Source organism: Priestia iocasae (assembly GCF_016909075.1).
GTDB classification, from domain to species: Bacteria; Bacillota; Bacilli; order Bacillales; family Bacillaceae_H; genus Priestia; species Priestia iocasae.
In genome coordinates this window covers 58,018-84,702 of sequence record NZ_JAFBFC010000005.1, presented here as the reverse complement: position 1 = coordinate 84,702, position 26,685 = coordinate 58,018, and the positions used below count along the sequence as shown (strand labels likewise).

Below are 26,685 nucleotides of genomic sequence, written 5' to 3'. Positions count from 1 at the left end.
ATTAGAGAACATGATTTAGACAAAGGGGGAAACATGAATGGATACGCAGTTTTGGGTCTCATTTTTAATTATTATTTTTACATTTGCTTTATATATCGGAATTGCTATTTATAACAAAGCGCGCGCAACTTCCGAATTTTATGTAGCGGGTCGGGGGATTCCTGCTATTTATAACGGAATGGCGATTGGAGCAGACTGGATGAGTGCTGCATCCTTTATTGGTATGGCTGGAACAGTGATGTTGATGGGTTATGATGGACTAGCTTACATTATGGGGTGGACAGGCGGTTATTTGCTTCTAACCTTTCTATTAGCACCACAACTTCGTAAATATGGTCGATATACAGTACCAGAGTTTATCGGAGATCGATTTAATAGTCACTCTGCACGTATTATCGCAGCCATTTGTACCATTTTAATTAGTTTTACATACTCGGTAGGACAGTTATCGGGGTCAGGTGTGGTTATTGGTCGTTTATTCGAGATTGATGCAAAAGTAGGCACAATGATTGGTGTCGTTTTAATTGCATTCTATGCATCATTTGGTGGAATGAAAGGAATTACTTGGACACAGGTTGCACAGTACATCATTTTAATTATTGCTTACTTAATTCCAGTTATTTTTATGTCACTTCAACTAACAAATAACCCGATTCCATGGCTATCCTATGGAAAAGTTGTATCTGAATTAGGTGAACTTGACCGAGCACTAGGACTCTCTGAATATTTTGCTCCTTTTACAGAGGATACAAAGTGGCAGTTTCTTGCACTTATGTTTACGTTAATGGCAGGTACAGCAGGCTTACCACACGTAATTGTTCGTTTTTATACCGTGTCTACAATGAAAGCAGCAAGATGGTCAGGGGCGTGGGCGTTACTATTTATCGGTTTACTTTATATATCAGCTCCTGCATATGCAGCATTTTCACGTTTTATTTTAATGAAAAATGTAGCAGGTAGTGATATTAATAATTTGCCAGCATGGACAGAATCATGGGTGAATACAGGGAAATTGCAATTAGCAGATACAAATAATGATGGAATTTTACAGTGGTCTGAGCTCATGATTGATAAAGATATTGTCGTAATGGCTACACCTGAAATTGCAAATTTAGGCGTATTCGTCATTGGGTTAGTGGCAGCGGGAGCGATGGCTGCAGCCTTATCAACGGCAGGAGGATTAATGATTGCTATTTCCTCTTCATTTGCTCATGACATTTATTATCGTGTATTGAAGCCAGATGCATCAGAAAAAAGTCGATTATTCATGGCTCGCTTATCGATTGCATTAGCCGCTCTGTTTGCAGGGTTAATTGCGTTAAACCCTCCGGGAGCCATCACACAAATTGTTGCATGGGCATTTGCCATTGCATCTGGTACATTCTTCCCTGCTCTTTTATTAGGAGTTTGGTGGAAGCGCTCAAATTCAAATGGAGTCATTGCAGGGATGCTTGTTGGGCTGTTTGTCACATTAGGCTATATTATTGCAGCAAAATATGGTGGCTTCACAATTGCCGGAATTATTGATACAGGTGCAGGTGTATTTGGAGCAGTAGCAGCTATTTTGGCGAACGTTGGCGTATCACTAGCGACAAAAGCACCTTCTCAAAAACTTCAAGAAGAAGTCATGGATCTTCGTTATCCAGAACAAATGACATACAAAGACGGTGAGGTTTGGATGAACGATGGATCAGACAAACAAATGTAATCACCAACATGTTTTAAAGGTCAAAGGCCATCCATTATTTCAAGGGTTATCAGAAGAAGAAATGGTGTCGCTTTTACAAGATTGTCAGATAAAGTCGTATCAGTCTCATCAGAATATTTTATTTGAAACGAAGCAGCAGAAGGGTCTCCTTCTGCTGCTTCATGGCATTGCGGAGGTATACGTAAAGGATCGTCAGCATGAGCGTGAAGAAGTATTAGAAGTTGTAAGAGAAGGCCAGCTTATTGGCTTTCCTACACTAGCAGATTTCTTGAATGAAGCAGAAATCAAGTATCAGGAAGATAACTTAGAAGTTCGGACGCTAACAGAAGCTGAAGCTTTGCTTATCCCTTTTTCGGTTATTGAAAATCGTTGGCAAGACGAAAAAGTGAAACATTATCTATTAACACAAGTATCAATTCGCTTAAAAGGTGTGTATCAATCATTAGCTGAACAAATTGAGTTAGCTAGTTCATTTGGGGAGAAAGATTCAATCATTTTACGTGTACAAGAAGTGATGTCTGACAAGGTCATTTCAGCTTCACCAGTGATGTCTATTCATGAAGTATCTAAACGAATGATTGATCATAATATAAGCTCTGTTGTCGTAATCGACAATCATCGACTAGTAGGAATTGTGACAGAAAAAGACTTAGTCAAACGAGTCATCACAGAAAGAAGAAGTGTAGAAGAAGCTGTGGAAACGATTATGACACCAGAGCCTGTTACGGTTTCTCGCTTTTCCTACTATTATGAAGCGTTAGCCATGATGCTACTTAGAGGAATTAAGCATCTACCAGTTACGGATGAAGGGCAAGTGGTAGGAGTTGTGTCATTATCGGATTTATTACGAAAGAAAAATGAAAACATGATTAGGGTCATTCACCAAATTGATCAAGCAGATTCATCTACTTTGCCTGTTGTAAAAGAAGCAGCATACGAGATCATTCAAACATTGATTCATCATCAAGTTCCAGTCCTTAGCATGTTAGATATTTTAACCAAGCTTTACGATCGCCTTGTGAAACGATGCATTGAATTAGCATTACAAGATTTAGAAAAGCAAGGAAAAAAGCAACCAGCTCCATTTTGTTTTTACCAAATGGGCAGTAGTGGTCGTAAAGAACAATTTCTCTTAACAGACCAAGACCATTTCCTTGTCTATCAAGGAGACAATCATGATTATTTTAAAATGCTAAGTGAGCGGATTGTTAAGTTACTCGAGCAAGCTGGTTATGAACGATGTAAAGGCAACATGATGGCTAGTAACCATATTTGGAGAGGGTCAGTTGGGCAATGGGACAATCGAATTCGTTCTTGGACACTTGAATCGACAAATGAAGTGATGTTAAACGTGCAAAACTTCTTTTCTTATCGACTTTTATACGGAAACGAATCCATTCATCAAGCAGTTGACCACCTTGTTCAAACACATAGGAAGAAAGCGCAAATTCTTTTGTATCGCTTAGCAGAACTAGAAAAAACAAGGCCCATTCCATCTATTCACCAGCGAATTCGTTCTCTTCTTCATCTTGAACGAAAGCAAATTGATTTAAAGAAAGAAGTATTGTTTCCATATCATCATGCACTGCAAATCCTCGCCGCTAGTCATGATACACTTCACGGCTCACCTTTGGAGCAAGTGGACCGACTAGTGCAAAAAGGCGTATTGACCGCTTCTTTTGCAGAAGACATAAAAAAGGCCATTGAAACGATTCTTGAACGATACGTGCAATTAAAGTGGCGTCAATTTTCAATGAATGAAGAGAAAAACTCTATTCTTTCTTTTCATACTCTCACTATTCGCCAAAAGGATGAACTCATATGGAGCTTAAAAACCCTAAAGGAGCTTCAAAGTAAAATGCTACTACACTTCTCTATTTGAAGAGAAAGGAGCAAAATGTGTTTTTTACAAGAAAAGCATTTCCCGTTCAATTCAATGAACACCTTCCACTTAATACGTTAATCGAAAATATCGTCTTCACAGTGTTTGATACAGAGACGACTGGCTTTCAGGTTGCCTCGACGGATCGCTTAATTGAAGTCGCAGCAGTAACCGTAAAAGGCTGTCAGGTACAATCTTCTGACACCTTTCGATTATATGTAAACCCAGAGCGACAAATTTCTCAGGAAATAACCGAATTAACGACAATCACAAACGAACAAGTTGCAGGGGCACCTTTTGCCTTAGAGGCTATTGAACAATTTTTTGACTTTGTTCAGAGAAATGAAACATCTTGTCTTGTAGGGCACTATGTCGCTTTTGACGTACTTGTATTAAAGAATGAATTAAAGAGAAGCAAATTCCATTTAAAAAAGCTACAGCACATTGATACGCTCGATTTAATTGGTTTTCTTGCTCCGTCATTTGATATGAGAGATCTTGAAAAGTATGCTCAAGCATTTGGTACGCGCATCTATCCTCGCCATCAAGCATTAGGGGACGCACTAACGACGGCTTATTTATTTGTAGAATTATTAGGTCATCTCAAAGATAGAGGTTATTCGACGTGGGGAGATCTTTTACAAGTGACAAATTCACCAGCGCGACATTTGTCTTTTTAAATCAAGTTGTCATGTAATGTGTCGAACACCAAATGAATTTTCAAAAAAATATGATAAAACCCTTGTCCTTCTTGACTTTTCTAGCATATATCCTTACCCAAGCTAATAAAATGTTACAAACCTAACAAAGAGAGTGTTTGAGGTGAGGCCACGAAAGTAATATTTCGTTTTCATGCATTTAGTCTCATTTCACACTTCTCACATCCAATTTGGGGAGGGCGAGTGGTGTGCACGATTACATCAAAGAGAGGACTATCAAGATTGGAAAGTATATCGTGGAGACAAAGAAAACCGTTCGTGTAATTGCGAAAGAATTCGGTGTTTCCAAAAGTACTGTCCATAAAGATTTAACCGAGAGGCTACCAGAAATAAACCCTGAATTAGCAAATGAAGTAAAAGAAATTCTCGATTATCATAAATCCATTAGACATCTACGCGGAGGGGAAGCAACAAAGCTTAAGTACAAAAAAGAAGAACTTCAAGAGGAGCCTGTCAAATAAAATCGACAGTCAGTTATGAAAATCCAATCAAAATAGTAGATAAAGGTCGGGGACATGAGTCATACGAACATGTTCCCGATCTTTATTTTTACGTTCAATATGTAACTGTTTAGTGAAAAAGTTGGAGAAGGTGTTGGTTTGTTCTAACATTTTTAATCAAACTTACGTTCTAGATAGCTTTATTAAAAGTTTTTTGTAATAATCTACATGTAAAACCAATTTGTGATAAAATAATAAATTAGGGAAAAAAGGTTGATCTTCACATATAGAATGGTCAAATGGAAGGAGATTGTAAGTATGTTAGCCAAGGACATTGGTATCGATCTAGGGACCGCTAACGTCTTAATTCATGTAAAAGGAAAAGGCATCGTATTAAATGAGCCTTCAGTTGTAGCGATTGATAAAACGAATGGAAAAGTGTTAGCTGTTGGGGAGGAAGCTCGCCGAATGGTTGGACGTACACCTGGTCATATCATTGCTATTCGCCCATTAAAAGATGGTGTCATTGCTGACTTTGAAATTACAGAAGCAATGTTAAAATATTTTATTAATAAATTAAATGTCAAAGGCTTTTTATCGAAGCCACGAATTCTGATTTGCTGCCCGACAAATATCACATCTGTTGAACAAAAAGCAATTCGTGAAGCAGCCGAAAAGAGCGGTGGTAAGAAGATTTACTTAGAAGAAGAGCCAAAAGTTGCCGCAATTGGAGCCGGAATGGATATTTTTCAACCGAGTGGTAACATGGTCGTTGATATTGGTGGAGGTACAACAGATGTTGCTGTACTATCAATGGGAGACATTGTAACCGCTTCTTCCATTAAGATGGCAGGGGACAAGTTCGACAATGAAATCCTACACTATATTAAACAGAAATATAAGCTGTTAATTGGTGAACGAACAGCAGAGGAAATCAAAATTAAAATCGGTACCGTCTTCCCTGGATCACGTGAAGAAGAGCTTGAAATTCGTGGACGAGATATGGTAACAGGCTTACCACGTACAGTGACCGTTCATTCTCGTGAAGTAGAAGAAGCGTTACGTGAATCTGTAAGTGTCATTGTTCAAGCATCTAAAAGTGTATTAGAGCGTACACCACCAGAACTTTCTGCCGATATTATTGATAGAGGTGTCATTTTAACAGGTGGGGGCGCCCTTCTTCACGGAATGGACCAATTACTTGCAGAAGAGCTGAAGGTTCCAGTTCTTATTGCTGAACAACCAATGGATTGTGTGGCTATCGGAACTGGCATTATGTTAGATAATATGGATAAGCTTTCTCGTCGTCAACTCATCTAAGGCATCTTTTAAAATGAAACTATTGAAAGTTAAAAGAGGTGACTGCTTTGTTTAAAGGCTTTTATACAGCAACAGCTGGTATGATGGCACAGCAAAGAAGAACGGATTTGTTAACAAATAATATGGCAAATGCAAATACTCCTGGTTTTAAGGCTGATCAATCGTCACTTCGTGCATTTCCTGACATGTTGGTACAGCGTATGGATTCAAAAGATATACCTGTTGAGAAGAGCTTTCATGTTCCCGTTCAACAAACGATTGGATCGTTACACACGGGTGTATATATGCAAGAGACGATGCCAAATTTAGCACAAGGCGATATACATGAAACAGAAATTCCAACTGATGTTGCCTTAGTAGAACGTGCTGTACCTTTCGATGAAAATGGACAAAAAGGTGCACTGTTTTTTGTTGTAGAAGGTGATAACAATGAGCTGCGTTATACGCGTAATGGAAACTTTACAATTGATGAGGCGGGTTTCTTAACAACAACGGATGGTCGCTATGTGTTAAACGAGGCGAACGAGCGAATTCAATTACAAAGTGAAAATGTGCGCATTAACGAAGGTGGAATCATCTTTGAAAATGAAGAAGAGGTAGCTCGCTTGAATGTAGCGTACGCAAATAACTTGTCCACTATTGCTAAGGAAGGAAATGGTCTTTACCGAACTGAAAATGGGCAGCCCCTTCCTTCTGCAATTGGAAACAACGAGATTTCGTATCACATACAGCAAGGTTTTTTAGAGCGTTCGAATGTAGATACGTCTCAAACCATGACCGAGATGCTAACAGCTTACCGTGCTTTTGAAGCCAATCAAAAGATTATGCAAGCCTATGATCGTAGTATGGAGAAATCTGTCAATGATATCGGGAGAGTTCGTTAAGAACATCTAGGGGGATTATAACGTGAATAGATCGATGATTCATGCAGCAAATACAATGAGTCAGCTTCAGCAACGATTAGACTTAATCAGCCATAACGTAGCGAATGTAAATACAGTAGGTTATAAAAAGCGTGAAGCCACGTTTAGCGAGATGCTTTATCAACAGTTTGACAATCAATTTGATGAACGATTTGAGAATAATCGCTTAACGCCCATGGGGATTCGACAAGGTGTGGGAGCTAAAATTGGTGCGACAAAATTACTGTTAACGCAAGGTGCTATTCAACAAACGGAAAGACCCTTAGACGTGGCTTTTTCCAAAGCGGGCATGTTCTTTCAAGTTCTTGTTGAGCAAAATGGACAGCAAGCAGTCAAGTATACACGTAGTGGGAACTTTCAATTAACACCTGTTGGACAAAACGACGTGATGTTAGTAAGTGACAATGGTTATCCAATTCTTGATGCGAACGGAAATTCAATTGTGTTTTCACGTGAAGCAACGGATATTACAATTACGGCAAGCGGGGAGATTGTAGCGCAATCTGCTAACGGTATACCTCAAACATTTGAGCTAGGTTTGGTGCAAGTGAATCGTCCACAATTACTTGTTGCAAGTGGTGGAAATTTATTTGAACTTCCCCCTAATCAAAATGCAGAAGAAATTGTAAATGAGCTCATTGGCGTGCGACGTCAAGAAGCGGGAATTCAACAAGGTGCATTAGAGCAATCAAATGTCGATTTAAGTAAAGAAATGTCTGAAATGATGCTTACGCAACGTGCTTATCAGTTTAATTCAAGGTCAATCTCGATGTCGGATCAGATGATGGGTCTTGTCAACAGTATTCGCTCTTAATAGAACTTGTTTTTAGTATCAGGTCATAAAAATGATTGCGTGATGCACATGCATTCGGTATAGTGGAAGTAGTAAATGCTTTTAGCCGGAAGGAGACTATACGATGCTTGATGTGCAACAAATTAAGGAAATTATTCCGCATCGCTATCCATTTTTATTAGTTGATCGTATTCTTGAAATAGAAGAAGGTAAGAGTGCCGTTGGAATCAAGAACGTCTCGGCAAATGAAGAGTTCTTTAATGGACACTTTCCTGACTATCCTGTGATGCCAGGTGTGTTAATTGTTGAAGCACTTGCTCAAGTAGGAGCGGTTGCGATGCTAAAAAAAGAAGAAAACCGTGGGCGTCTTGCGTTTTTTACAGGCATTGATAACTGCCGTTTTAAGAAGCAAGTAAAACCAGGTGACCAACTGCGCTTAGAAGTGGAAATGGTTCGTGTAAGAGGGGCAATTGGTAAAGGTAAAGGGATTGCTACTGTTGATGGTGAGCTCGTTTGTGAAACCGATATTATGTTTGCTTTAGGTGAAAAAGCTGAATAAGAATGAACGAAAAGTTGCTTCAGTACAATGAGAAGCAACTTTTTTATTTACATTGTTTTTAGAGTGAATATTTTAATATGGAGAGGGCAATCTATACACAGGCCGTATCATTGTATGGTCTTACATATCACAGAAAGGAGACAAACTGATGAAAAAACTATCTTTAATGGTAACAGCCTTACTTTTATCTGCAATGGCGTTAACTGCTTGTAACACTCAAGAGCCACCTCCAGAAGAAGATCCGAACATGGAGCAAGCTCCTGAAGATAACGGTGAAAACGATATGGCACCAGAAGAAGATCAAGCTCCTGGTATGGAAGAAAATGATCAAATGGGTCAAGATGATGAAAACACAGAATCAGACGGTGAAGACATGATGGAAGACCCACAAGACATGGAAGACAAAGATACAAAAGATGAATAAAAAATGTTTCAAATGGAGTAAAATCTACTCGATTTGAAATACTAATTACTCATTTTGTTCTTTGATAGGGAACAAGAGACAATTTAAAATGAATTTTTTACTAAGAGAAGTACAGCCTCCTATTTTGTAAGGTTGTACTTCTCTTATTTGCTTTGGAGTAGAAGCTATGTTCTGAAACATGACAGTTTTTATTAATTTTGATAAAATAATACATACTGAAACTATATGTTGGAGGTACTTTCAATACATGTTAAAACATTTATCACCTGGCACGAAGAGTAGTATCACAAGATCAATTGTTACTGCTTTTAAAACGTATATGAGTAATATTGAATGGAATGAAGACCAGTACAAACTAGAACACTTTATTCAAGAGTGGAAACAATATATTGAGCAGCATGCGTCTTGGTACAAAAACCTCGATGAAGAAATAAAAGGTAGTCCAATTTTTCATGAAGAGCTAGCAGTGAAAATTAATGAAACGGTTCAAAAGATTTTAACAGAAAGACCGACTGACGAGCAGATTCAACAAGTAGAAAGCCTCTTAGAACAGCACAATATGACGGATGTGAGTTATTCTTGTAAAGAGGAAGCACGTTTTTTAATTGATAAACTTTCATCATAAATAAGTGGTGCGTCATATAGGTGCAACATTCTTTAATAATCGAGCTCGGACACACTACCTTATGTGAGAAAAAGTTCAGAACGTCTGAATAGCGACGTATGAAGCGGTCTTTTTCTAAGAAATCATGCAATGCTATGTAATAGGACTTATATACAAGGAACATATTTGACCCTAACTCATAAAAAACACCTTTCAGTTGAAAAAACGGATTTACAATGCCGAAATTCAACTTGGAGGTGTTTTTTTCTACAGGAATCAAGATTCCTTCTACACGTCGTATAAGTATCAACACAATATAACAGAAAGAGGCATCATCATGAACATGTCCCAAAAGAGAAGAGGTCTTTTATGAAGAGGACTTTTTATGTTTAGTCATCTAATTGAGCTATTTGTGTCATTAATGACGTGATTAGAGGAATTCGCTTATCTTGTTTTGTTTTAGGTAGAGACGATACTTGATGTAACGAAGATTGTAAGTGAGGATAAGTTGATAGTAATGTGACAACCTCGTACAGTTCAGTATCTAATACCGCCTGCCCAACTTGATAAACTTGCTTTACTTCCGATAGAGTTTGAATTTTAGAAAAGTCTCGTCCAACGAGATGATCTAAGCTTATTTGAAAGAAATCTCCAATGGTCATAAGGTCTTCCATGGATGGAGGTTGTGTATTTGTTTCTAGCTTGGCTACTTTTGATCGAGACATATTGAGGTGGAAGGCCAGTTCTCCTTGAGAAAGGCCTGAGCGCTTACGTAGATAGGTCATTTTTTCGCCAATAGGTTTCATAGATGAACACTACTTTCTTAGAAATTTGTCATATTTTAAAGTAAATGTGTAAAATAATTGTCAAAAAAGATAAAAAGAACAGTTTTGAATATTGTTCAAAATACGAACAATGTTAAGAAAATTGTGCCTAAGCAGATGCGAGACAAACGAATGTGAGTGATTAAAAATGAAGAGATACAAACAAAAAAGAAGGTTAGTAATTTTTACACAGTGTTAAATTTACTAACAATTAAAACGGATTACATCCGAGACTCTAAGGTGTAAACCTTCGTATTTTGCTTTCGTTATAACGATGAAAAAATAGTTGTATTTTAGAAAAAATGGTTTATTATTACAAATAGAGCATATCAAAAGGAGGATGAAATGACCAAGTATCATCTGAACAAGCCTACTAAAAATAGAGAGAATGCACTATCGAATCGAGGTGTACCTTTATTTTTAGGAAAACGAAGTCCACAATTTATATTCGACCCGCTTAAGCAATATTATCTTCAACACCAGAAAGTGAAACAAACCTCAAAATGAGTTTCTCCACTTTCTAACTCTCCACCTTATCGACAATCTATCCTTTTATGAAGAATGTTTATTTAACAGAAGAGCGATTCATTTTCTTTTCTTGTAGCTGTAGCTTAAATTCATGTAGGAGCTGCGTCCCATTAAGTCCCTTTTCAATTAAATCGGATAATACCATTTCAGATCTATTTGTTCTTCGCTCGATGAGCAGTCCGTCCATTAGAACACTAATTCGTTCACCGATTGTTGTAATATGAGTCACAATAGCAGAGAAGGTTGCTGGATCGTTGCTTTTCTTTGAAATCGTTGCATACATGTTAAATCGTTCTTTTGTAAGCAATAGTTGATGAAACACATCACGATGCTCTTTATCCAGTAAAGCTTCTAGCACCCAATGATTTTCCCCATCTTCTTTATTAATAATAAGCCCATCTAATAAAGAAAGCTGTTGCGATTTGACACGTTCATCTGAAAATTGAAGAGCGACTAATTTAAAGGTTTTCATACGTAGTTCCCCCTTTACAATTAATTGAAATGACTCTTAGTGACTAGTATATCATATGAATGGATGAATTTTCACATTATTCTTTCTTGTTACAAAATTTGTAAACGATTAAAGAAGTAATCTAAGGAGTGAAAATGCGTGATTAATCAATTAGTTCTTGTTGGTCGATTAACAAAAAATCCGGAGCTGCGTTATACAAATGAAGGAACCCCGTTTGCTACGATTACACTTGCCGTTAGCCGTCATTATCGGAATCAAGAAGGCGAAGTAGAGGCAGACTTCGTCAATGTAACACTATGGAGAAAAACAGCAGAGAATACAGTAAGCTACTGTAAAAAAGGAGCGGTAGTAGGTGTCACTGGTAAAGTACAGTCTAGGTCCTTTGAGAATCAGCAGCAGCAACGCGTGTACGTGACCGATATTGTAGCAGACTATGTGAAGTTTTTAAGCAATAAACTAGAAAAGTAATAATCGAAAGTGAAAGGAGGTGAATGGATCAACGTTTTTTCATAAAAGAAAGGAGGCGTTCAGCGTTAGAGATTGACGTAGCGATATGTTGTAAAAGATAGGTAACCAAGCTTTTTTATTAGCAACTTTCTATTGAATGACAACTTTCTTTTTATAATCATTAAAGGTAATAAGTACTCTTAGTTGGTATAATATACCGAATTCCTCTTTTCAAAAGAGTTTACTAAGTGAACTCTCCTCAAATCCTTTTCCAGAAATAAGCAAGACACCTCGTTGTAATATGCACGAAAGTGCCCACTTTTATTTGAACTGTTGACATGATATGCTCAACAGTTTTTTTAGTTCACTTATTTAAAAAAACAAGGTGAGTTATCATTCTCACCTTGTTTTTTGCTTATGTATTCAGTTTGTAGCGTAACGCTTTGCACCAAGATAACGAGATTTCCAGTAGCTATTGTCTAGCTTAGTAATGGTAACGCCTGTTGAAGACCCTGCATGAATAAAAGAGCCATTCCCGATATAAATCCCCATATGAGAGGGACCAGAAGCATATGTAGAGAAAAAGACAAAGTCTCCAGGTTGAGGGCTCGATACAGATTGAGACTTGTTCCAGTAGCTGACCGTATTTACACGCTTTTCATTTGGCAGCTGCTTGCTTAATACATAATAGATAAATCCGCTACAGTCAAAGCCTTTGGTCGTAGAACCACCCCATTGATAAGGAACACCTACAACTGCTTTTGCGTGATCTAAGAGTGTGTTCACATTTAAGCTAGTTGGAAAGGTTGTAACAGGCGATGATACCGGTGGTGGTGATGGCGAAATTGACTGTGTTGGTGGTACACCTTGTCCTTTTACAACTAGCTCTTGATTAACATAGATGACATCAGAGTTCATGTTGTTTAACGTTTTTACTTCGGTTACAGACAAGTCAAATTGCTTTGAGATGCCCCAAAGAGAATCACCATTTTTTACCTTATATGTAGTTATACTAGTAGGTTGTTGAGGTTGGGGAGGTGTTACAACTGGTTTTGACACAACCTGATTGGTAGAAGAAGGAAGGCTTAGCTTTTGTCCAACATAAATAGTATCAGATGTTAATTTATTATAGCTTCTCAATTCTGAAACAGGTACTTGATGTGTACGAGCTAATCCCCACAATGAATCTCCACTTTTAACTTCAATTGTTTCCGTCGATGCTGAAGCGGATCCTTGAAACAAAAATGTTCCTCCAACTAGAGCCCCAAATGTAAAGGCTAACGACTTTTTTCTCATTTTCAGTTCCTCCTGGTATGTAACAAATCGATTGTTTTTTAAGTATGATATGTAAAAGTTAGTAATCTACTAAATCAATGAACAAAGTGACAAGTCTTATTTTAAAAACACCCTCTATAGATTCCTCTAAAACAATTGATATGCGTAACGATAACTAATCTGTAAGTCATCACAGTGTGTTGTATATGGATTAAAATGGATGATAAAGGGGTATCTAGACTATACTATTTTTCTGACAAATTAGTCCTTATGTATAATATGATGGAAAAAAAAGAAAAAGTAAAGAGTCCTCGCTAGGACTTTTTGACTTTTTCTTTCATAGTTTGATAGAATTTCGTCCACTTTTCAGACTTGTTAGCTGGTTGAACTTGGTTCTTTTGGGTTGGTTGTTTCTTCTCTGTGATAGGTCAACAGCTCCTTTAAATCCTCATTTGATAGCTCTGTTATCCATTGCTGCTCACCGATAATTTGGTCATTTAAAGTTTGCTTTTCTGTCATCATTTTGTCAATTCTTTCTTCGATTGTTCCGATGGTCATGAGTTTATGAACGTGAACAAATTTTGTTTGCCCAATTCGATACGCACGATCTGTTGCCTGGTTTTCAATAGCTGGATTCCACCAACGATCGACATGAATGACGTGATTAGCGGCTGTTAAATTCAAGCCTGTTCCGCCGGCTCTTAATGACAAGATAAAAATAGAAGAATCTCCTCGCTGAAATGATTCGACCATTTCATCTCTCGCTGTCTTTGAGAGGCTGCCGTGCAAAAAGAGTGCCTTTTCTTTTAATTCTTTTTCAACCATTCGTTCAATCATTGTTCCCATCTCAATATATTGAGTGAAAATGAGACAGCTTTCACCTTGTGCACGAATTTCCTTCATTAAGTCTAATAATGCTTCAAGTTTATGTGATCTTTTAATGGTTTGCCTGGATCCTGGTTCTTTTAAATAAAGAGCAGGATGGTTACAAAGCTGCTTTAATTTTGTGAGCATTTGCAATATGAATCCTTTTCGTTCGAACGCAGACCGCTTCTCTACTTCTGTTAATGTATCTTTTACAAGCTGTTCATATAAAGAAGCTTGCTCGATTGTTAGTGGAATAAACTGCTTTTGTTCACTTTTACTTGGTAAGTGAAGCTGAATGTGTTGATCTTGCTTTGTTCGGCGCAGCATAAATGGTTGAATAAAGCGTTTAAGCTGTGCCACTTTTTGTTTGCTTCCATCTTTTTCAATGGGAGTTACAAACTTTTTTTGAAAAGAAGGAAGTGTTCCTAAATAAGTTGGATTGATAAAGTCGTAAATTGCCCATAGCTCCGTTAAGCGGTTCTCCATCGGTGTACCTGTTAATGCGATTTTGTGGTGGCTATGAAGCTTTCGAATCGCTCTCGATTGCTTTGTATAAGCATTTTTAATGTGCTGTGCTTCATCCAGACAAATAGATGTCCAATGAACAGAAGAAAGCTGCTCAAAATCAAGAACAGAGAGTTGATAAGACGTAATAACAATATCGGCATCCATTGCTCGTTTAGAAAAGGACGCATCGTCATCCCGCTTTGATCCATAATGGACATAGACATTAAGGGAAGGAGCAAATTCCTTCAATTCGCGCTCCCAGTTTCCAATTAAGGATGTTGGGCAAATAAGTAAAGATGGCCTCGCTTCTTCTTGTTCTTTAAGGTGTGCAAAGTAGGCAATGAGTTGAATGGTTTTTCCAAGTCCCATGTCATCTGCTAGACAAGCCCCTAGTCCGTACTTTCGTAAAAACAAGAGCCAATTGAATCCTTCTTGCTGATAAGGGCGAAGTTGCCCGTTGAACAAAGTAGGCAGTGGATGTGTTTTCAACGGCTTTTGTGCCTGTAATTGCCGCACGAATTGCTTAAACCCTCCTGATAAATCAATGGATACCGAGGAAAGAGAAACTGTGCTGTCTTGAGGAGCTGAGGAAGAGTGACTAGCACGATTCAGTTCACTTGTTAGTACATCTCTTACATGTAGACCTCGCTTATCAGCTTCGCGTAAGAGTGATTGAGCTTGTTTAATGAATTGTGGATCAAGCTTAATCCACTGACCATCAATATGAACCAAGCGTCGCTTCTGTTCAACGAGACGCTGAAATTCTTCTTCGGATAGCGCAATCCCGCCTAAAGAAAATTTCCATTGATAGTTAATAAGAGACTGCAATCCAAAGAAGGATGAACGCCCATCCTCTGCTGAATCCACTACAGACACGCTCATCTTCATATTCAGTTTATGCACTGCTTGCCACCAAGCTGGAAGGTGAATATCAATTCCGGCCTGTAACAGAGCTTCACTTTGTTCGGTTAAAAACAGCCACGCCTCGTCCTCGGTCAGCCATTCGTTAATCCAAGAAGAAGAGCCATCTAAAACAGGAGCTAACAGCCTCCATTTATTGTGTTGACGTGCGACATAGGGCTCGTGTTCTACCCATTCTGTTGGCAAGGAGCCATGAAAAGTAAACGGCTCTTTCTCTTCATCTGAAGGAATCACGAGTGTACGCACTTGCCATAATCCACCGTCCTCCTCAGGTTCTGTTAATCGTAAAATAAGCTGAAACGGAACCTCGATTTGCTGAAGACCTGTCTGCTCAAGCCAATCTTGTTTGTCTACAATTAGTGGATTTTTATTAAACAGTGAGTGTTGATCTACGAGCTCCTTCCAAATGTGAGCGATCGTTTCATCCTCTTGAATAAGCTCATTGACGACGTGTGAAAGCAAGTAGGTGGTCTCTTTAGACACTTGATCAACGGTTGCTATCCACTGAAGTGATCCTTTTTGCCAATCTGTAAAGCTTGGAATGAATGCTTCATTTTCAATTAACGCTTCAACTTCTTGAGCGCGTTTTACCCAGCTTTGTGCATTTGCTGAGAGTGATAGCTGTAGAACGGAATCTTGTGTATAGTGCTTAAAGAAACAAAAGGCTTCCCAAGCAGAGAGGATAACTCCTTCTTTTTCATCAAGCGTTGCTGTTGTCACAAGTGTTCCGTAATACGTTGGCTTATGCCACAGGAGAACGGCGTGCTTCCACATGTCTACTTTTATGACGTTGTCTTGTTCATTTGTACAATAGATAAAAAATTGGTCATCTTGTTGCAATTCGACATGTAAGGTCATATGAAACAAATCAAACATGAATAAGCTGTCCTTTCTGTAAGGCTTGTTGAAACGCCCGCAATGACTTTGTTGATGTGGTTAATTTTTCTACGTAGGTTTTATACTCGTCCTCTTGTTGAAGCGCATGATAAAGTGTTTTTAGTTCATGCAAATGATGAACAGCTTCTTCATAACTTTTACGATTGCGTTGTTCAATAAGTGAATGAATAGATTGATGATAAATAGGTAATAACCATTCTTTATGATCTTGTTTAATCGTTGCTAATGCTTCTTTTTCATACTCTAAAATGTTGTACCGAAATGCAGCTTGCATCTCAATCCATTGCTTCAAGTCTCCTCGTTCGTACAAGAAGCGGCTATATTCGATAAAGCTATAAGGCAATAATCGTCGAAGAGCGCGGATATAGGCAGCTTCATCATAAGATTCAAACAGTGTTAACATCATCGACACCATATTTCGACTTCCTTGATAAGAGGAAAGACTGCGAACATAACCATTCATATGACGCTCTATGTAATCCATCCATTGAGGCGCTCGTTTTTTATCTTCATTCATGACGACAGTTGTGGCCCACTTCATAGCAGGAAGAAAGGTTGCGATTGGTTGGTGGCGAATTTGCTCAATCGTTTTTGTATCCTGCTTTTGTAAAAAGAGCAAATGAGCTCGTGCAATCGTTTGTTCGAGTGAGTTTTCTTGAAGTTCTTTTTGCTCATTTCGCATCCATGTTGAATCTTGATATAAAGTTGTCCACATCATTTGATAAAGCTCGACCTTCTCATAAGGTAATGGAATAGAGAGCTGTAACAGTTCGCGAATATCAGAGATACTGGCAGAAAGAATGGACGTTTTATACGGTGAAAGCTGCTCCTTTTTTAGCTGAGACAACTGCGAGTCAATTTGCTCTAGTAGCTGATAGATATAGGGTCGAACAAACGAATCTAATCGGTGGGATGTCATTTCTTGGCTTTGCATACAGAGACTCATTTTAAAAAACGTTTCCACCCCGCTATAAACGGTATAAAGTTCTCGCAACGGAGAAGCTGAAGGAGCTTGACTCTGCAATTTTTGAAAGTAGTGGTGGTAGAGCTTTTCATAGATTGTAAAATCAACATTTAATTGATGCTGAATGAACGTTTCATATTGATGGGTAAATGCTTTTTTCCAACTCTTATATGAGTGGGTGTGTGTCTGTGAAGGTGAAACGTTTAAAGTTGATAATGAGACAGAAGGCGTTGATTGGCTTTTCCAAGTATGAATAAGGGTCATTAAATCTTGTTGTCGTGCGTATTTATGGAAAAAAGTAGCGAAAAAGTGCTCGCATGGGTTAGCTCTTCCACATGAGCAAGTACTTTGTTTTAGGTTCTTTTCATCCATATGCACCTGCTCGTTGTCAACGAATGTTCGCTGCAACGCTTCGCTTTCCTTAACATGACTTAAACGATAAAACTGTAATCCTTTTTGTGCAGCTTCTCGCACACTCGAATCTTCATATGAAAAAAGACGCAGGAATTGTTCTTCTGTCTTAGCGATTGAATCGTTCATCCTTAAACTTTCCTTTCGTTCATCAAAATATATGAGCAAATTATATCTGAATTTATGCAGAAAATCTAACAAGGAGAACTAGTAGTTTCGAGGTGGAAATGCTAAAGCATTCTATTTGAATGAGTGAGACCAAGCGTTAAAGAACAAGGGAGAAATCGTAGTATGAAACACTCGTCAATTTCTTCCACCTTTTGTAAACGAATTCACGCTATATTTACATGATAGAAATAGAATTAACGAAGGGCTTTTGGTATGATTATGGTGGAAAGAACTGAATTAGCTATGTGTAAGCATAGAGAAAAAGCGCTTCCTTATGAGAATATAGCGGTTAAGCTATACATAGATGATAGGGGGACAATTTAAATGAAGATACGAAAAGCTATTATTCCAGCGGCTGGATTGGGGACGAGGTTTTTACCGGCTACAAAAGCACAACCAAAAGAAATGCTGCCAATTGTTGATAAGCCGACTATTCAATATATTGTAGAAGAGGCAGTAGCATCTGGAATTGAAGATATTATGATCATTAGTGGCCGTGGAAAGCGAGCAATTGAAGATCATTTTGATAAATCATATGAATTAGAGGAAACATTAGCTCAAAAAGAAAAGTGGGCTTCCTTAGACGAAATTCAAGCCATTTCAAATTTAGCGAATATCCATTACATTCGTCAAAAAGAACCGAAAGGCTTAGGAGATGCTATTTATTGTGCAAGGAGCTTTATTGGCAACGAACCATTTGCGGTCATGTTAGGTGACGATATTGTACAATCAGATGTACCTTGCTTGCGTCAGTTAATGGATGTGTATGAGAAGCATCACTGTGCGGTGGTAGGTGTGCAAGAAGTAGACGATGAAGATGTATCAAAATACGGAATTATTGCACCAAAAGAGTCAACGTTAGATAATGACATTCTAACGGTTCAATCACTCGTTGAAAAGCCGACGTTAGAGCAGGCGCCATCAAACTATGCCATTATGGGGCGTTACGTGCTCACACCTGAAATTTTTCATATTTTAGAGGAGCTACCACCCGGTGCAGGCGGAGAGGTTCAATTAACGGATGCCATTCGTCAGTTAAGCGAATTTCAAGAGGTGCTTGCTTACTATTTTGAAGGTGTTCGCTATGATGTGGGAGATAAGTTTGGATTTATTAAGGCAACGATTGATTTTGCTTTAAGACGAGAGCATCTTCGTGATGAATTAATCGCTTATTTTCAAGATGTGATGAAGCGAGTGTAATAGTCTAGATTGTAGATATGTGGAGGTAGTTTTGTGAACATTTCAATTGCAGGAACGGGATATGTAGGTCTTGTGACAGGTGTTTGCTTGTCTGAGATTGGCTATCATGTGACGTGCTATGACATAGATGAAGGAAAAGTTCAGCACATGAGAGACGGGATTTCTCCTATTTATGAGCCAGGACTTGAAGAATTAATGAAAAAGAACATTGTAGAGGGTCGACTTCATTTTACATCAAGTGCGAACGAAGCGTATGAAAAGAAAGACTTTATCTTTATTGCTGTAGGCACACCAGAAAAAGAAGATGGCTCTGCTAATTTGCAATATGTTGAAGCAGTAGCTGAAGCAATTGCTACTCATGCAACGCAAGACACGATTGTCATTACAAAAAGCACGGTACCAGTTGGGACAAATGAGCATGTGAAAAGCATTTTATTAGAAAAGAATAAGAATGGTGTTCAGTTTCAAGTCGCATCAAATCCAGAGTTTTTGCGAGAAGGCTCTGCTGTATATGACACATTCAATGGAGATCGCATCGTCATTGGAGCAGATGAAGAAGAAGTCGCATTGAAAGTAGAAGCACTTTATAAGCCATTTAACTTGCCGATTGTCAAAACAAGCATCCGCAGTGCAGAAATGATTAAGTATGCAGCCAATGCCTTTTTAGCAACAAAAATCAGCTTCATTAATGAAATGGCCAATATTTGCGAGCGAGTAGGCGCAAACATTGATGATGTGTCATCAGGGATTGGGATGGATAAGCGCATTGGAAAAGAGTTTTTGCGCGCTGGCATTGGATATGGTGGCTCATGCTTCCCGAAAGACACGAAAGCCCTTCTTCAACTAGCAAGTGAAAAGGACTATACCTCACCGATGCTGCAGTCTGTTATTGAAGTCAACGACAAGCAACGAGTGGTATTGTATAGCAAAGCTGTTGAAAAAGTAGGTTCGCTAACAGGGAAAAAGGTGGCGGTTTTAGGTTTGGCATTTAAGCCAAACACAGATGATATTCGTGAAGGAGCTTCGCTTTTGTTAATTCGTGAGCTGTTAAAGGATGGCGCTCACGTAACGGTGTATGATCCTATTGCGATGCCTCATGTTGAAAAAGAATTTGGAGACCAATTAGTGTATGCAGGTTCCTCAATTGAGGCAATTACCGATGCCAACCTAGCGTTCATTGTAACCGAATGGAGTGACATTAAGAGCTTACCACTAACCGCATACATTGAATATATGAGGGAACCGATGATTTTTGACGGTCGTAACTGTTATTCAATTGAAGAAGCGAAAAAATATCCGATTACGTACTTATCAATCGGTCGGGAACCTATCGAGAAAAGTCGCTAATCAGCGGCTTTTTTACTTGAATGACAATTGGATAAAGAGCATATCCTCAACAAATAATAAACATATATGAAGAAAGAATGATGAGTGAAAAGTCGCTTTTTGGGTAAAAAACCTAAAAGAACAGGAAAAAAAGCGTATTTTACATGAGATAAATTCTTTTCATGTTTTTCGATAAATGCTATCATGATTTTGTGTTTTTCGATATAATATCATTTAGGTTAAAATTACAAAGGAAGTCATACAAAGGAGATTTTCTGCAATGACAAAGAAGTTATGCGTAGTTGGTTTAGGTTACATTGGATTACCAACAGCTGTTATGTTTGCCAACCATGGGTTACATGTTCATGGTGTGGATGTAAATGAAAGAGCAGTCGAATTAATTAATAAAAAACAACTTCACATAGAAGAAAACGGATTACAAGAACGATTAATATCAGCAGTTGAAAGTGGTCACTTTACTGCTTCAACAACACCAGAAGAAGCAGACGTATTTATTATCGCTGTTCCATCTCCAATTAATGCTGATAAAACAGCGAACTTAAACTATGTTCGTGAAGCAACAAAATCAATTGCTCCTTTCGTTCGTAAAGGAAACTTAGTGATTTTAGAATCAACTGTTCCTCCTCGTACAGTAGAAGATGTGATGTTACCTGTACTAGAAGAAACGGGACTTGAAATTGGTACAGACATTTTTGTTTCTCATTCACCTGAGCGCGTGATTCCAGGTAAAGTATTTGAAGAGTTAATCAACAATGACCGTATTGTTGGTGGAATTAATGAAGAATCAAGCCGTTTAACCGTTGAGTTGTATAAGACATTTGTAAAAGGAAACATTCACGTAACAGATGCAACAACGGCTGAAATGGTAAAAGTAATTGAAAATACGTATCGTGATGTAAACATTGCGTTTGCAAACGAATTAGCAAAAATCAGTGAAAAAATTGGTGTGAACGCATGGGAAGCGATTAAGCTTGCCAACTATCACCCACGTGTAAACATTCACTTACCAGGACCAGGTGTAGGTGGACACTGTATCGCGGTTGATCCATGGTTCTTAGTGGAGCTTCAACCAGAATTAGCAAAAATTATTTCCTTATCTCGTCAAACAAACGATTCAATGCCTGAATACACAGCGTTAAAAGCAAAGAGTATTATTGAGCAAAAAGGTATTCAGCACGGTCGTGTGGCAGTATTAGGCTTAGCGTTCAAAGGAAACATTGATGATATGCGTGAAAGTCCTTCAACAGAAGTGATTCATCACCTAGAACAAGCTGGAGTAGACTATACAGCGTTTGATCCACATATTAAAGAGAACAAGCTAGAGCGTCAAACACAACGCTTAGAAGAAGCGGTTTCGCATGCAGATCTTATTCTTGTTTTAACGGATCATAATGAATTTAAAGAACTTAGCCCTGAAACAGTAAAAGATTCAATGCGTACACCTGTTATCTTTGATACAAAAAATTGTATTGATCGTGAGAAATGGGAGTCAGCTGGATTTGAAGTTGTTTCATTAGGCGATTCTAAAAACTCGTCTCTATAAATGATAAATGAAGTGAGAAAAGATGGGCAGGCTGCCTGTCTTTCTCTCCTTATTGTAAATATTGTTATTCATACCGCTTCTTAGTAACCATGAGAAATAAAAGGCAGTATGTGGTTTGAGCGTTATCCGCTCAAGAACTCTTTTGAATAGGTGATTTGATGAAGGAAAACATCTTAGGGGTAGATGTTTGTGGCGATACGTATGAACAATTAGCCGATAAATTGTTAGAGGATATCGAACATGGGCGAAAGTCATTTATTGTTGCCATCAACCCAGAAAAAATAATGAAGGCTCAACAAGATGAAGAGTTGAACCATCTTTTAAATCAAGCGACATATCAAATACCAGATGGAATTGGGATTATCTTAGCTTCGATGTTAAAAGGTGGAAAGATTCGAAAGCGTGTAACTGGAATTGATATGATGCTTCACCTTTGTAAAGAAGCGGCTATTCATCAAAAGAAAGTCTTTCTTTACGGAGCAAAGCCGGGCATTGCGGATGAAGCAAAGAGTAAATTAGAAGAAATGTATCCTGGCATTCAAATTGTTGGCACATTAGATGGTTATGAAAAAGATGAACAAGTGATTGAAGCGCGCATCAATGAATCAAAAGCTGAAATCATTTTCGTTGCACTTGGGAGTCCTACGCAAGAAAATTGGATTATTTCGCATAAGGACAAGCTTTCTCCATCTGTCTATCAAGGTGTCGGTGGCTCATTTGATGTCATTTCAGGTCGCTTAAATCGTGCTCCAGCTTTCTTTCAACGCTTTGGCTTGGAGTGGTTATACCGCTTATTAAAAGAACCGTGGCGTTGGAAAAGACAACTTGTACTACCGAAATTTTTAATTAAAGTATTAAAAGGATAGAAGGGGTTGCTATGTCAAAATTACGAGTTGCGACTCTTTTATTTTTTGTTTCCACATTTGTTTTAAAATTTTCGAGTTTGTTACGCGAAATGGTCATCGCAAACTATTTTGGCTCTAGTGCAGTAACAAGTGCATATGTAGCAGCCATGACCATTCCAAATGCGTTTATTTTATTTATGTTAACAGGAATGAAGGAAGCATTTTTACCGAGCTATTATAAATTTGAAGCGAAGGGACAAGGCTTCTCTCATTTAACCAACATTTTAAAAGGGACGTTTTGGATTTCGTTACTCGTATCGATTATCGGCATCGCTTTATCACCTTTTTTAATGCCTCTGATTTACCCGCAATGGGCAGGGGAAGAAGAAGTCATCCAAGTAGCCATTTGGACATCGATTATTTACTTCGGCTCTGTCTTTTTAGTCGGCATTAATGCTGTCTATGAAGGGTACTTTGACTCTCAGAAAAAGTTCTCATTTTCAACCTTTTCACAAACGATTGTCGTTCTATGTACAATCGGTGGTGCGATGTTGCTTCATGGTTCAATTGGAATTTATTCTGTGCCACTTGGTTATTTCATTGGAACGATTTTATCCTTTTTCATTAAGCTTGTGTATGTAAAGCCAAAAAACTTTCTCGACTGGAAGCAATCCATTGATCGACAAGAAGTGTATGCATTTTATTTAATTTTTTTACCAGTTGGGTTAACGATTGCAGTGGGACAAGTGAACTTGTTTGTAAATACGATCTTTTCTGCTCAGTTGGAGGATAAAACAGCTTTAGCGAACTTAAACTACGCATTTCGTCTTGTGAACATTCCACAAGCTGTATTTGGAGTGACAATTGCGACCATCATTTTCCCGATTATTGCTCGTGCGAAGACTGAAAATAACATGGCGTTATTCAAGCGAGGAATCGAAAAAGGGCTTTCGTTTATGTTTTTATTGCTGGCGCCAACGGTTGCAGGAATGATCTTTTTAATGCAAGAAGTGGTTCAAATTGTGTACCAACGTGGTGCGTTCAGTGCAGACGCCGCTTCTGAAACAGCAAAATACGCTGTTTTATATACAGGCTCAGTTGTGTTCTATAGTATTCAAGCTGTCATTGCAAAAGGGTTTTATACGCTTGAAAAAGGACATTATATGCTTAGAGTCGGTATTATTTCAATCATCTGTAATGTGATTTTAAATGCCATCTTATCAAAAACGATGGGTGCATCAGGTCTTGCTCTGTCCTTTTCGCTTGTTGGATTTATTTACTCAGCGATTACATTTACAACTCTTTATCGAATGATAGAGGGCTTTAGTCTGCGTTATGTAGGCTTAGAGTATGTAAAAATGACGATCGCAACAGCCGGAATGCTAGGAGTACTATGGACTGCAAAAACACAACTTGCACTTCAACAGCTTCATGTGTATCTGTATGTGTTTATCATGGGAGCTGTAGGTGCCATCGTTTATTTTGCGCTTTTATGGCTCATGAAATCGCAATCGATTCGAGAATTAATGAACATTAAAGAATTCCGCCGCCAAGCGCGTGAAGGGAGGTAAGTGGGTAAACAACCTTACCCTGTAAAGAATATGTTTAAAAACAATCGACTTATTCAAGCTATTAACAAGCACGATGTATTTTCTCCCTATATATTCTTTCCGGCTATCTTAGTCATTTACTTCTTTTTAAGTATTTTTGACTTTGGTCGAATTGAGTATTTTGAAGCTCATGAAAATATTTTATGGCCGATTCTAGTTGGACTAGCCGCTTATTACCTTGCAGTTTATGCTGTACAAAAGTTAGGGTGGACATTTCCGGCATTTGGTCTTAGCTTCTTAAAAGGGAAAACGATTTACTTTTTATATTTATTAGGAATTATTGGTCTTGTTAGTTACATCATTATGCTAGCGACTGGTCAAATTGGGATTACAGACGAATCTGTTCGTCGTAACCTAGATCCAAAGCTGAACTTTTTAAGTTCATTCTTATGGTTTGCTGTTATTTTCTTAATTTGCTATCGCGTCATTAAAGAAAAAGAACTAACATCAAAACGCAAGGTGTTTTACTTAATTTTATTAGCATTTGTGTTTGTTGCATTTATTTTAATGGGATATCGTACACCGATCGCTGTGATGTTCTTTACGTCGTTAATTGTATTCCACTACATTGTGAAGCGGATTAAAACATCTTGGCTTATTCTATTCATGATTGTTATTGGCGTCACATTCTCGTTATTCGGCTTGTTCCGTATTGTAACGGAAGATACAACACAAAAGTTCAACAGCCGTGAAGGTCCGAAAGTTGAGCAACCTCGTGAAGAGGAAGAGGTATCAAAAGACTTAGAACTCATCCGTGAGATCAATAGTACACCGAAATGGGTACGTGCGCTGACAAGTGAAATGGTAACAGGACGTATCGTTGTTAGTAAGATTATGGATCACACAGGGGATAATGGCTACATGTATGGAAGCCTTCATGCAGGCATCTTCTCAACGGTGTTACCAGGTGAGCAAACATCACCTCGTATGACGATTACGGAAGTTGTAAATGAACGAACAGTTGATGAAGGAAAGTACGTGACGCGTCCAGGTCGTACAACAACGCCAACCCTTGTTGGTCAGTTCTTTATTGAAGGTGGATATATTGCTGTTGCGCTTGGCTTTGCATTATACGGAGCAGTGCTAGCGATGATTTATAATCAAATGCAGCGTACAGGCGTAAAATCGTATCAATCATTAGCATATGGATTTGTCTTAACCATTTTTGTTATCTCCATTCATACAGGTTTACTAGACCTTGTGTTCTTGTTAATGATTGCCTATGCGATTGCTTCGACAAGCATTGAGCAAGATCGTGAAAAGCTCAAAGCATAAGCTAGAAAACACGCAAGCTGCCACGTTTCATACTGAGTAAGTATGATCAAAAATAATTTAAGAAATTCAAAAAAAGCAATTGTCCAATCGAGGTTTCGGTGATAAAATAACAGTAGAGAGAAATATTTCCTTCTTTTGAAATAATAACCTCGGTTGGTAGCCCAATGAGAAAAACGCCTAACAAATTAGGCGTTTTTCTCATTTTTTTTATTTTAAGATGTATGTGAAAAAGGTATATAAAAATAAATCCCATGCCATCAATCCAATAGGTTGACGGCATGGGATTTTTCATCCTTTTTATTGCTTCGCGTATGCTCTCCACTTACTTAAATCAATGTCTTCTTTCTGAACAAGTTCAGCAGGGAAGATAAAGGTCCACGGCTTTGTTGTATAAGCTTTTACCGTTAAGTTATCAAGCTTAAATCCACCGGTTGCTACCACTTCACCTGTAGCATCTTCAACAAAAAGAGGAAGCTGTTGCAGTGTTAAGTCCTTTTCGCTACCGTTTCGAATTAAGATCGTAACGTGTAAACTTTTATCCTCTGGACGATTGGCTTGCAGACCCATAAAGTTTACTTCACCTTCGTTTAAAGCTGGTAATTTCGTTTCAACAAGTTCTTTTAATGAAGCTTGTTGTTCAGGAGCTAATGACTTTTGCCAAGACTCTTCTAAATCAAGCTTGTGAGATGGCTTTAACTGAAACGCTAATTTCCACTCATTTTCTGGCAGTGTATCTGTAAGGAGTGTTTCCTTTTCAAAAGCAAAATGCCATGGACGGCTTGATCTTTCTGGGATTTCACCGATTGCTTCTAAGTCAAATGTCTTTTTTGCAAGAATTTCATTGTTTGATCCAATTAAAACAAGTGGTGTAGCTTGTAGACGAACCGTTTGTGAAAGGCTGTTACGAACAAGTGCTGTCACAATCACGCGTTCCGTTCCTTCTTCACGATGTAAATCAAGACCTGATAAAGAAAGTTGATTTGGTTTTAACGGATCACAGCTATTGTGCATGAACTGATAAATGTAACGGTCTTCTTCTGATACATTCCAATCTGGGTGAATGGATAAGGTTGTTTGCACTTCTTCTTCTGTTGTGGCAGATTCCTCAATGGCCACAATATCTTTTGACTCGACCGTGCTATCTAAACCTTGCTTTTTAGGGTTTTTACCTTTTCGTTTGAAAAATGAAAGCATGAGTAACCTCCGTTATGA

At 38.2% G+C, this 26,685-nt stretch carries 24 protein-coding genes; 18 read left to right on the top strand and 6 right to left on the bottom strand.

Translation table 11 applies throughout. From position 1 onward, the window contains the following. Nucleotides 1-37 precede the first annotated feature (37 nt). The 10 genes from JOC83_RS14190 (at nucleotide 38) to JOC83_RS14145 (ending at nucleotide 9,393) form a co-directional block, all read left to right on the top strand. Entirely contained in the window at nucleotides 38-1,708 is a 1,671-nt protein-coding gene (locus JOC83_RS14190; protein WP_205188046.1) for a sodium:solute symporter family protein, read from the top strand. Next, nucleotides 1,686-3,590, top strand: a complete 1,905-nt coding sequence (locus JOC83_RS14185) for a DUF294 nucleotidyltransferase-like domain-containing protein (protein ID WP_205188045.1) — start codon at nucleotides 1,686-1,688, stop codon at nucleotides 3,588-3,590. Before JOC83_RS14190 ends, JOC83_RS14185 begins: the two co-directional genes overlap by 23 nt. A 17-nt stretch (nucleotides 3,591-3,607) precedes the next feature. Then, nucleotides 3,608-4,270: an exonuclease domain-containing protein gene (locus JOC83_RS14180; protein ID WP_205188044.1), complete on the top strand. Its 663-nt coding sequence runs from the start codon at nucleotides 3,608-3,610 to the stop codon at nucleotides 4,268-4,270. Between the two features lie 227 nt (nucleotides 4,271-4,497). Next, nucleotides 4,498-4,770, top strand: coding sequence for a sporulation transcriptional regulator SpoIIID (gene spoIIID / locus JOC83_RS14175; RefSeq protein WP_110112593.1), 273 nt, complete (start codon nucleotides 4,498-4,500; stop codon nucleotides 4,768-4,770). Nucleotides 4,771-5,067: 297 nt separating this feature from the next. Further along, a complete protein-coding gene (mreB, locus tag JOC83_RS14170) occupies nucleotides 5,068-6,069 on the top strand; it encodes a rod shape-determining protein (protein WP_205188043.1) in 1,002 nt (333 codons plus the stop codon). Between the two features lie 47 nt (nucleotides 6,070-6,116). Beyond that, nucleotides 6,117-6,953, top strand: a complete 837-nt coding sequence (locus JOC83_RS14165) for a flagellar hook-basal body protein (RefSeq protein ID WP_205188042.1) — start codon at nucleotides 6,117-6,119, stop codon at nucleotides 6,951-6,953. Nucleotides 6,954-6,975: 22 nt separating this feature from the next. Then, nucleotides 6,976-7,806 (top strand): flagellar hook-basal body complex protein, encoded by an 831-nt coding sequence (locus JOC83_RS14160; protein ID WP_205188041.1) that lies wholly within the window; start codon nucleotides 6,976-6,978, stop codon nucleotides 7,804-7,806. A 103-nt stretch (nucleotides 7,807-7,909) separates the two neighbouring features. Next, nucleotides 7,910-8,344: a 3-hydroxyacyl-ACP dehydratase FabZ gene (gene fabZ, locus JOC83_RS14155; RefSeq protein WP_205188040.1), complete on the top strand. Its 435-nt coding sequence runs from the start codon at nucleotides 7,910-7,912 to the stop codon at nucleotides 8,342-8,344. 148 nt (nucleotides 8,345-8,492) lie between these two features. After that, nucleotides 8,493-8,768 carry a hypothetical protein gene (locus JOC83_RS14150; RefSeq protein WP_205188039.1) on the top strand — a complete coding sequence of 92 codons (276 nt, stop codon included), beginning with the start codon at nucleotides 8,493-8,495 and terminating at the stop codon, nucleotides 8,766-8,768. Between the two features lie 247 nt (nucleotides 8,769-9,015). Next, nucleotides 9,016-9,393, top strand: a complete 378-nt coding sequence (locus tag JOC83_RS14145) for a hypothetical protein (protein ID WP_205188038.1) — start codon at nucleotides 9,016-9,018, stop codon at nucleotides 9,391-9,393. A 368-nt stretch (nucleotides 9,394-9,761) separates the two neighbouring features. Here the strand turns inward: JOC83_RS14145 and JOC83_RS14140 are convergent, their stop codons facing one another. After that, complete coding sequence (locus JOC83_RS14140) at nucleotides 9,762-10,178, bottom strand: helix-turn-helix domain-containing protein (protein WP_205188037.1); 417 nt, start codon at nucleotides 10,176-10,178, stop codon at nucleotides 9,762-9,764. A gap of 363 nt (nucleotides 10,179-10,541) precedes the next feature. Here JOC83_RS14140 and JOC83_RS14135 point away from each other — a divergent pair, with 363 nt between their 5' ends. Next, complete coding sequence (locus JOC83_RS14135; RefSeq protein ID WP_205188036.1) at nucleotides 10,542-10,703, top strand: hypothetical protein; 162 nt, start codon at nucleotides 10,542-10,544, stop codon at nucleotides 10,701-10,703. A gap of 58 nt (nucleotides 10,704-10,761) precedes the next feature. On the opposite strand, the gene JOC83_RS14130 is transcribed toward JOC83_RS14135, so the two are convergent. Then, nucleotides 10,762-11,196: a YwpF-like family protein gene (locus tag JOC83_RS14130; RefSeq protein WP_205188035.1), complete on the bottom strand. Its 435-nt coding sequence runs from the start codon at nucleotides 11,194-11,196 to the stop codon at nucleotides 10,762-10,764. A 138-nt stretch (nucleotides 11,197-11,334) separates the two neighbouring features. Between JOC83_RS14130 and ssb the strand changes: the two genes are divergently transcribed. After that, complete coding sequence (gene ssb, locus JOC83_RS14125; protein WP_205188034.1) at nucleotides 11,335-11,664, top strand: single-stranded DNA-binding protein; 330 nt, start codon at nucleotides 11,335-11,337, stop codon at nucleotides 11,662-11,664. A gap of 402 nt (nucleotides 11,665-12,066) precedes the next feature. On the opposite strand, the gene JOC83_RS14120 is transcribed toward ssb, so the two are convergent. The 3 genes from JOC83_RS14120 to JOC83_RS14110 all read right to left on the bottom strand — a co-directional run bounded on the left by JOC83_RS14120 (nucleotide 12,067) and on the right by JOC83_RS14110 (nucleotide 17,614). Beyond that, nucleotides 12,067-12,939 carry a C40 family peptidase gene (locus tag JOC83_RS14120; RefSeq protein WP_205188033.1) on the bottom strand — a complete coding sequence of 291 codons (873 nt, stop codon included), beginning with the start codon at nucleotides 12,937-12,939 and terminating at the stop codon, nucleotides 12,067-12,069. A 354-nt stretch (nucleotides 12,940-13,293) separates the two neighbouring features. After that, nucleotides 13,294-16,089, bottom strand: a complete 2,796-nt coding sequence (locus JOC83_RS14115; RefSeq protein WP_205188032.1) for a DEAD/DEAH box helicase — start codon at nucleotides 16,087-16,089, stop codon at nucleotides 13,294-13,296. Then, the gene (locus JOC83_RS14110) at nucleotides 16,082-17,614 is read right to left on the bottom strand and encodes a hypothetical protein (protein ID WP_205188031.1); all 1,533 of its coding nucleotides are present in this window, start codon (nucleotides 17,612-17,614) and stop codon (nucleotides 16,082-16,084) included. The genes JOC83_RS14115 and JOC83_RS14110 overlap by 8 nt, the downstream gene beginning before the upstream one ends. A 363-nt stretch (nucleotides 17,615-17,977) precedes the next feature. Between JOC83_RS14110 and galU the strand changes: the two genes are divergently transcribed. From galU to JOC83_RS14080, 6 genes are all read left to right on the top strand, one after another. Beyond that, nucleotides 17,978-18,853 (top strand): UTP--glucose-1-phosphate uridylyltransferase GalU, encoded by an 876-nt coding sequence (gene galU / locus JOC83_RS14105; RefSeq protein ID WP_205188030.1) that lies wholly within the window; start codon nucleotides 17,978-17,980, stop codon nucleotides 18,851-18,853. A 33-nt stretch (nucleotides 18,854-18,886) separates the two neighbouring features. Continuing rightward, nucleotides 18,887-20,200, top strand: a complete 1,314-nt coding sequence (locus JOC83_RS14100; RefSeq protein WP_205188029.1) for a nucleotide sugar dehydrogenase — start codon at nucleotides 18,887-18,889, stop codon at nucleotides 20,198-20,200. A 259-nt stretch (nucleotides 20,201-20,459) separates the two neighbouring features. Then, complete coding sequence (locus tag JOC83_RS14095) at nucleotides 20,460-21,743, top strand: nucleotide sugar dehydrogenase (protein ID WP_205188028.1); 1,284 nt, start codon at nucleotides 20,460-20,462, stop codon at nucleotides 21,741-21,743. 158 nt (nucleotides 21,744-21,901) lie between these two features. After that, nucleotides 21,902-22,609, top strand: a complete 708-nt coding sequence (locus JOC83_RS14090) for a WecB/TagA/CpsF family glycosyltransferase (protein ID WP_205188027.1) — start codon at nucleotides 21,902-21,904, stop codon at nucleotides 22,607-22,609. Nucleotides 22,610-22,620: 11 nt separating this feature from the next. Continuing rightward, nucleotides 22,621-24,159 carry a murein biosynthesis integral membrane protein MurJ gene (gene murJ / locus JOC83_RS14085; RefSeq protein ID WP_205188026.1) on the top strand — a complete coding sequence of 513 codons (1,539 nt, stop codon included), beginning with the start codon at nucleotides 22,621-22,623 and terminating at the stop codon, nucleotides 24,157-24,159. Further along, complete coding sequence (locus JOC83_RS14080; protein ID WP_338038925.1) at nucleotides 24,160-25,473, top strand: oligosaccharide repeat unit polymerase; 1,314 nt, start codon at nucleotides 24,160-24,162, stop codon at nucleotides 25,471-25,473. 297 nt (nucleotides 25,474-25,770) lie between these two features. Here JOC83_RS14080 and JOC83_RS14075 read toward each other — a convergent pair whose 3' ends face one another. Then, nucleotides 25,771-26,667 carry an accessory Sec system S-layer assembly protein gene (locus JOC83_RS14075; protein ID WP_205188025.1) on the bottom strand — a complete coding sequence of 299 codons (897 nt, stop codon included), beginning with the start codon at nucleotides 26,665-26,667 and terminating at the stop codon, nucleotides 25,771-25,773. Between the last annotated feature and the right edge of the window lie 18 nt (nucleotides 26,668-26,685).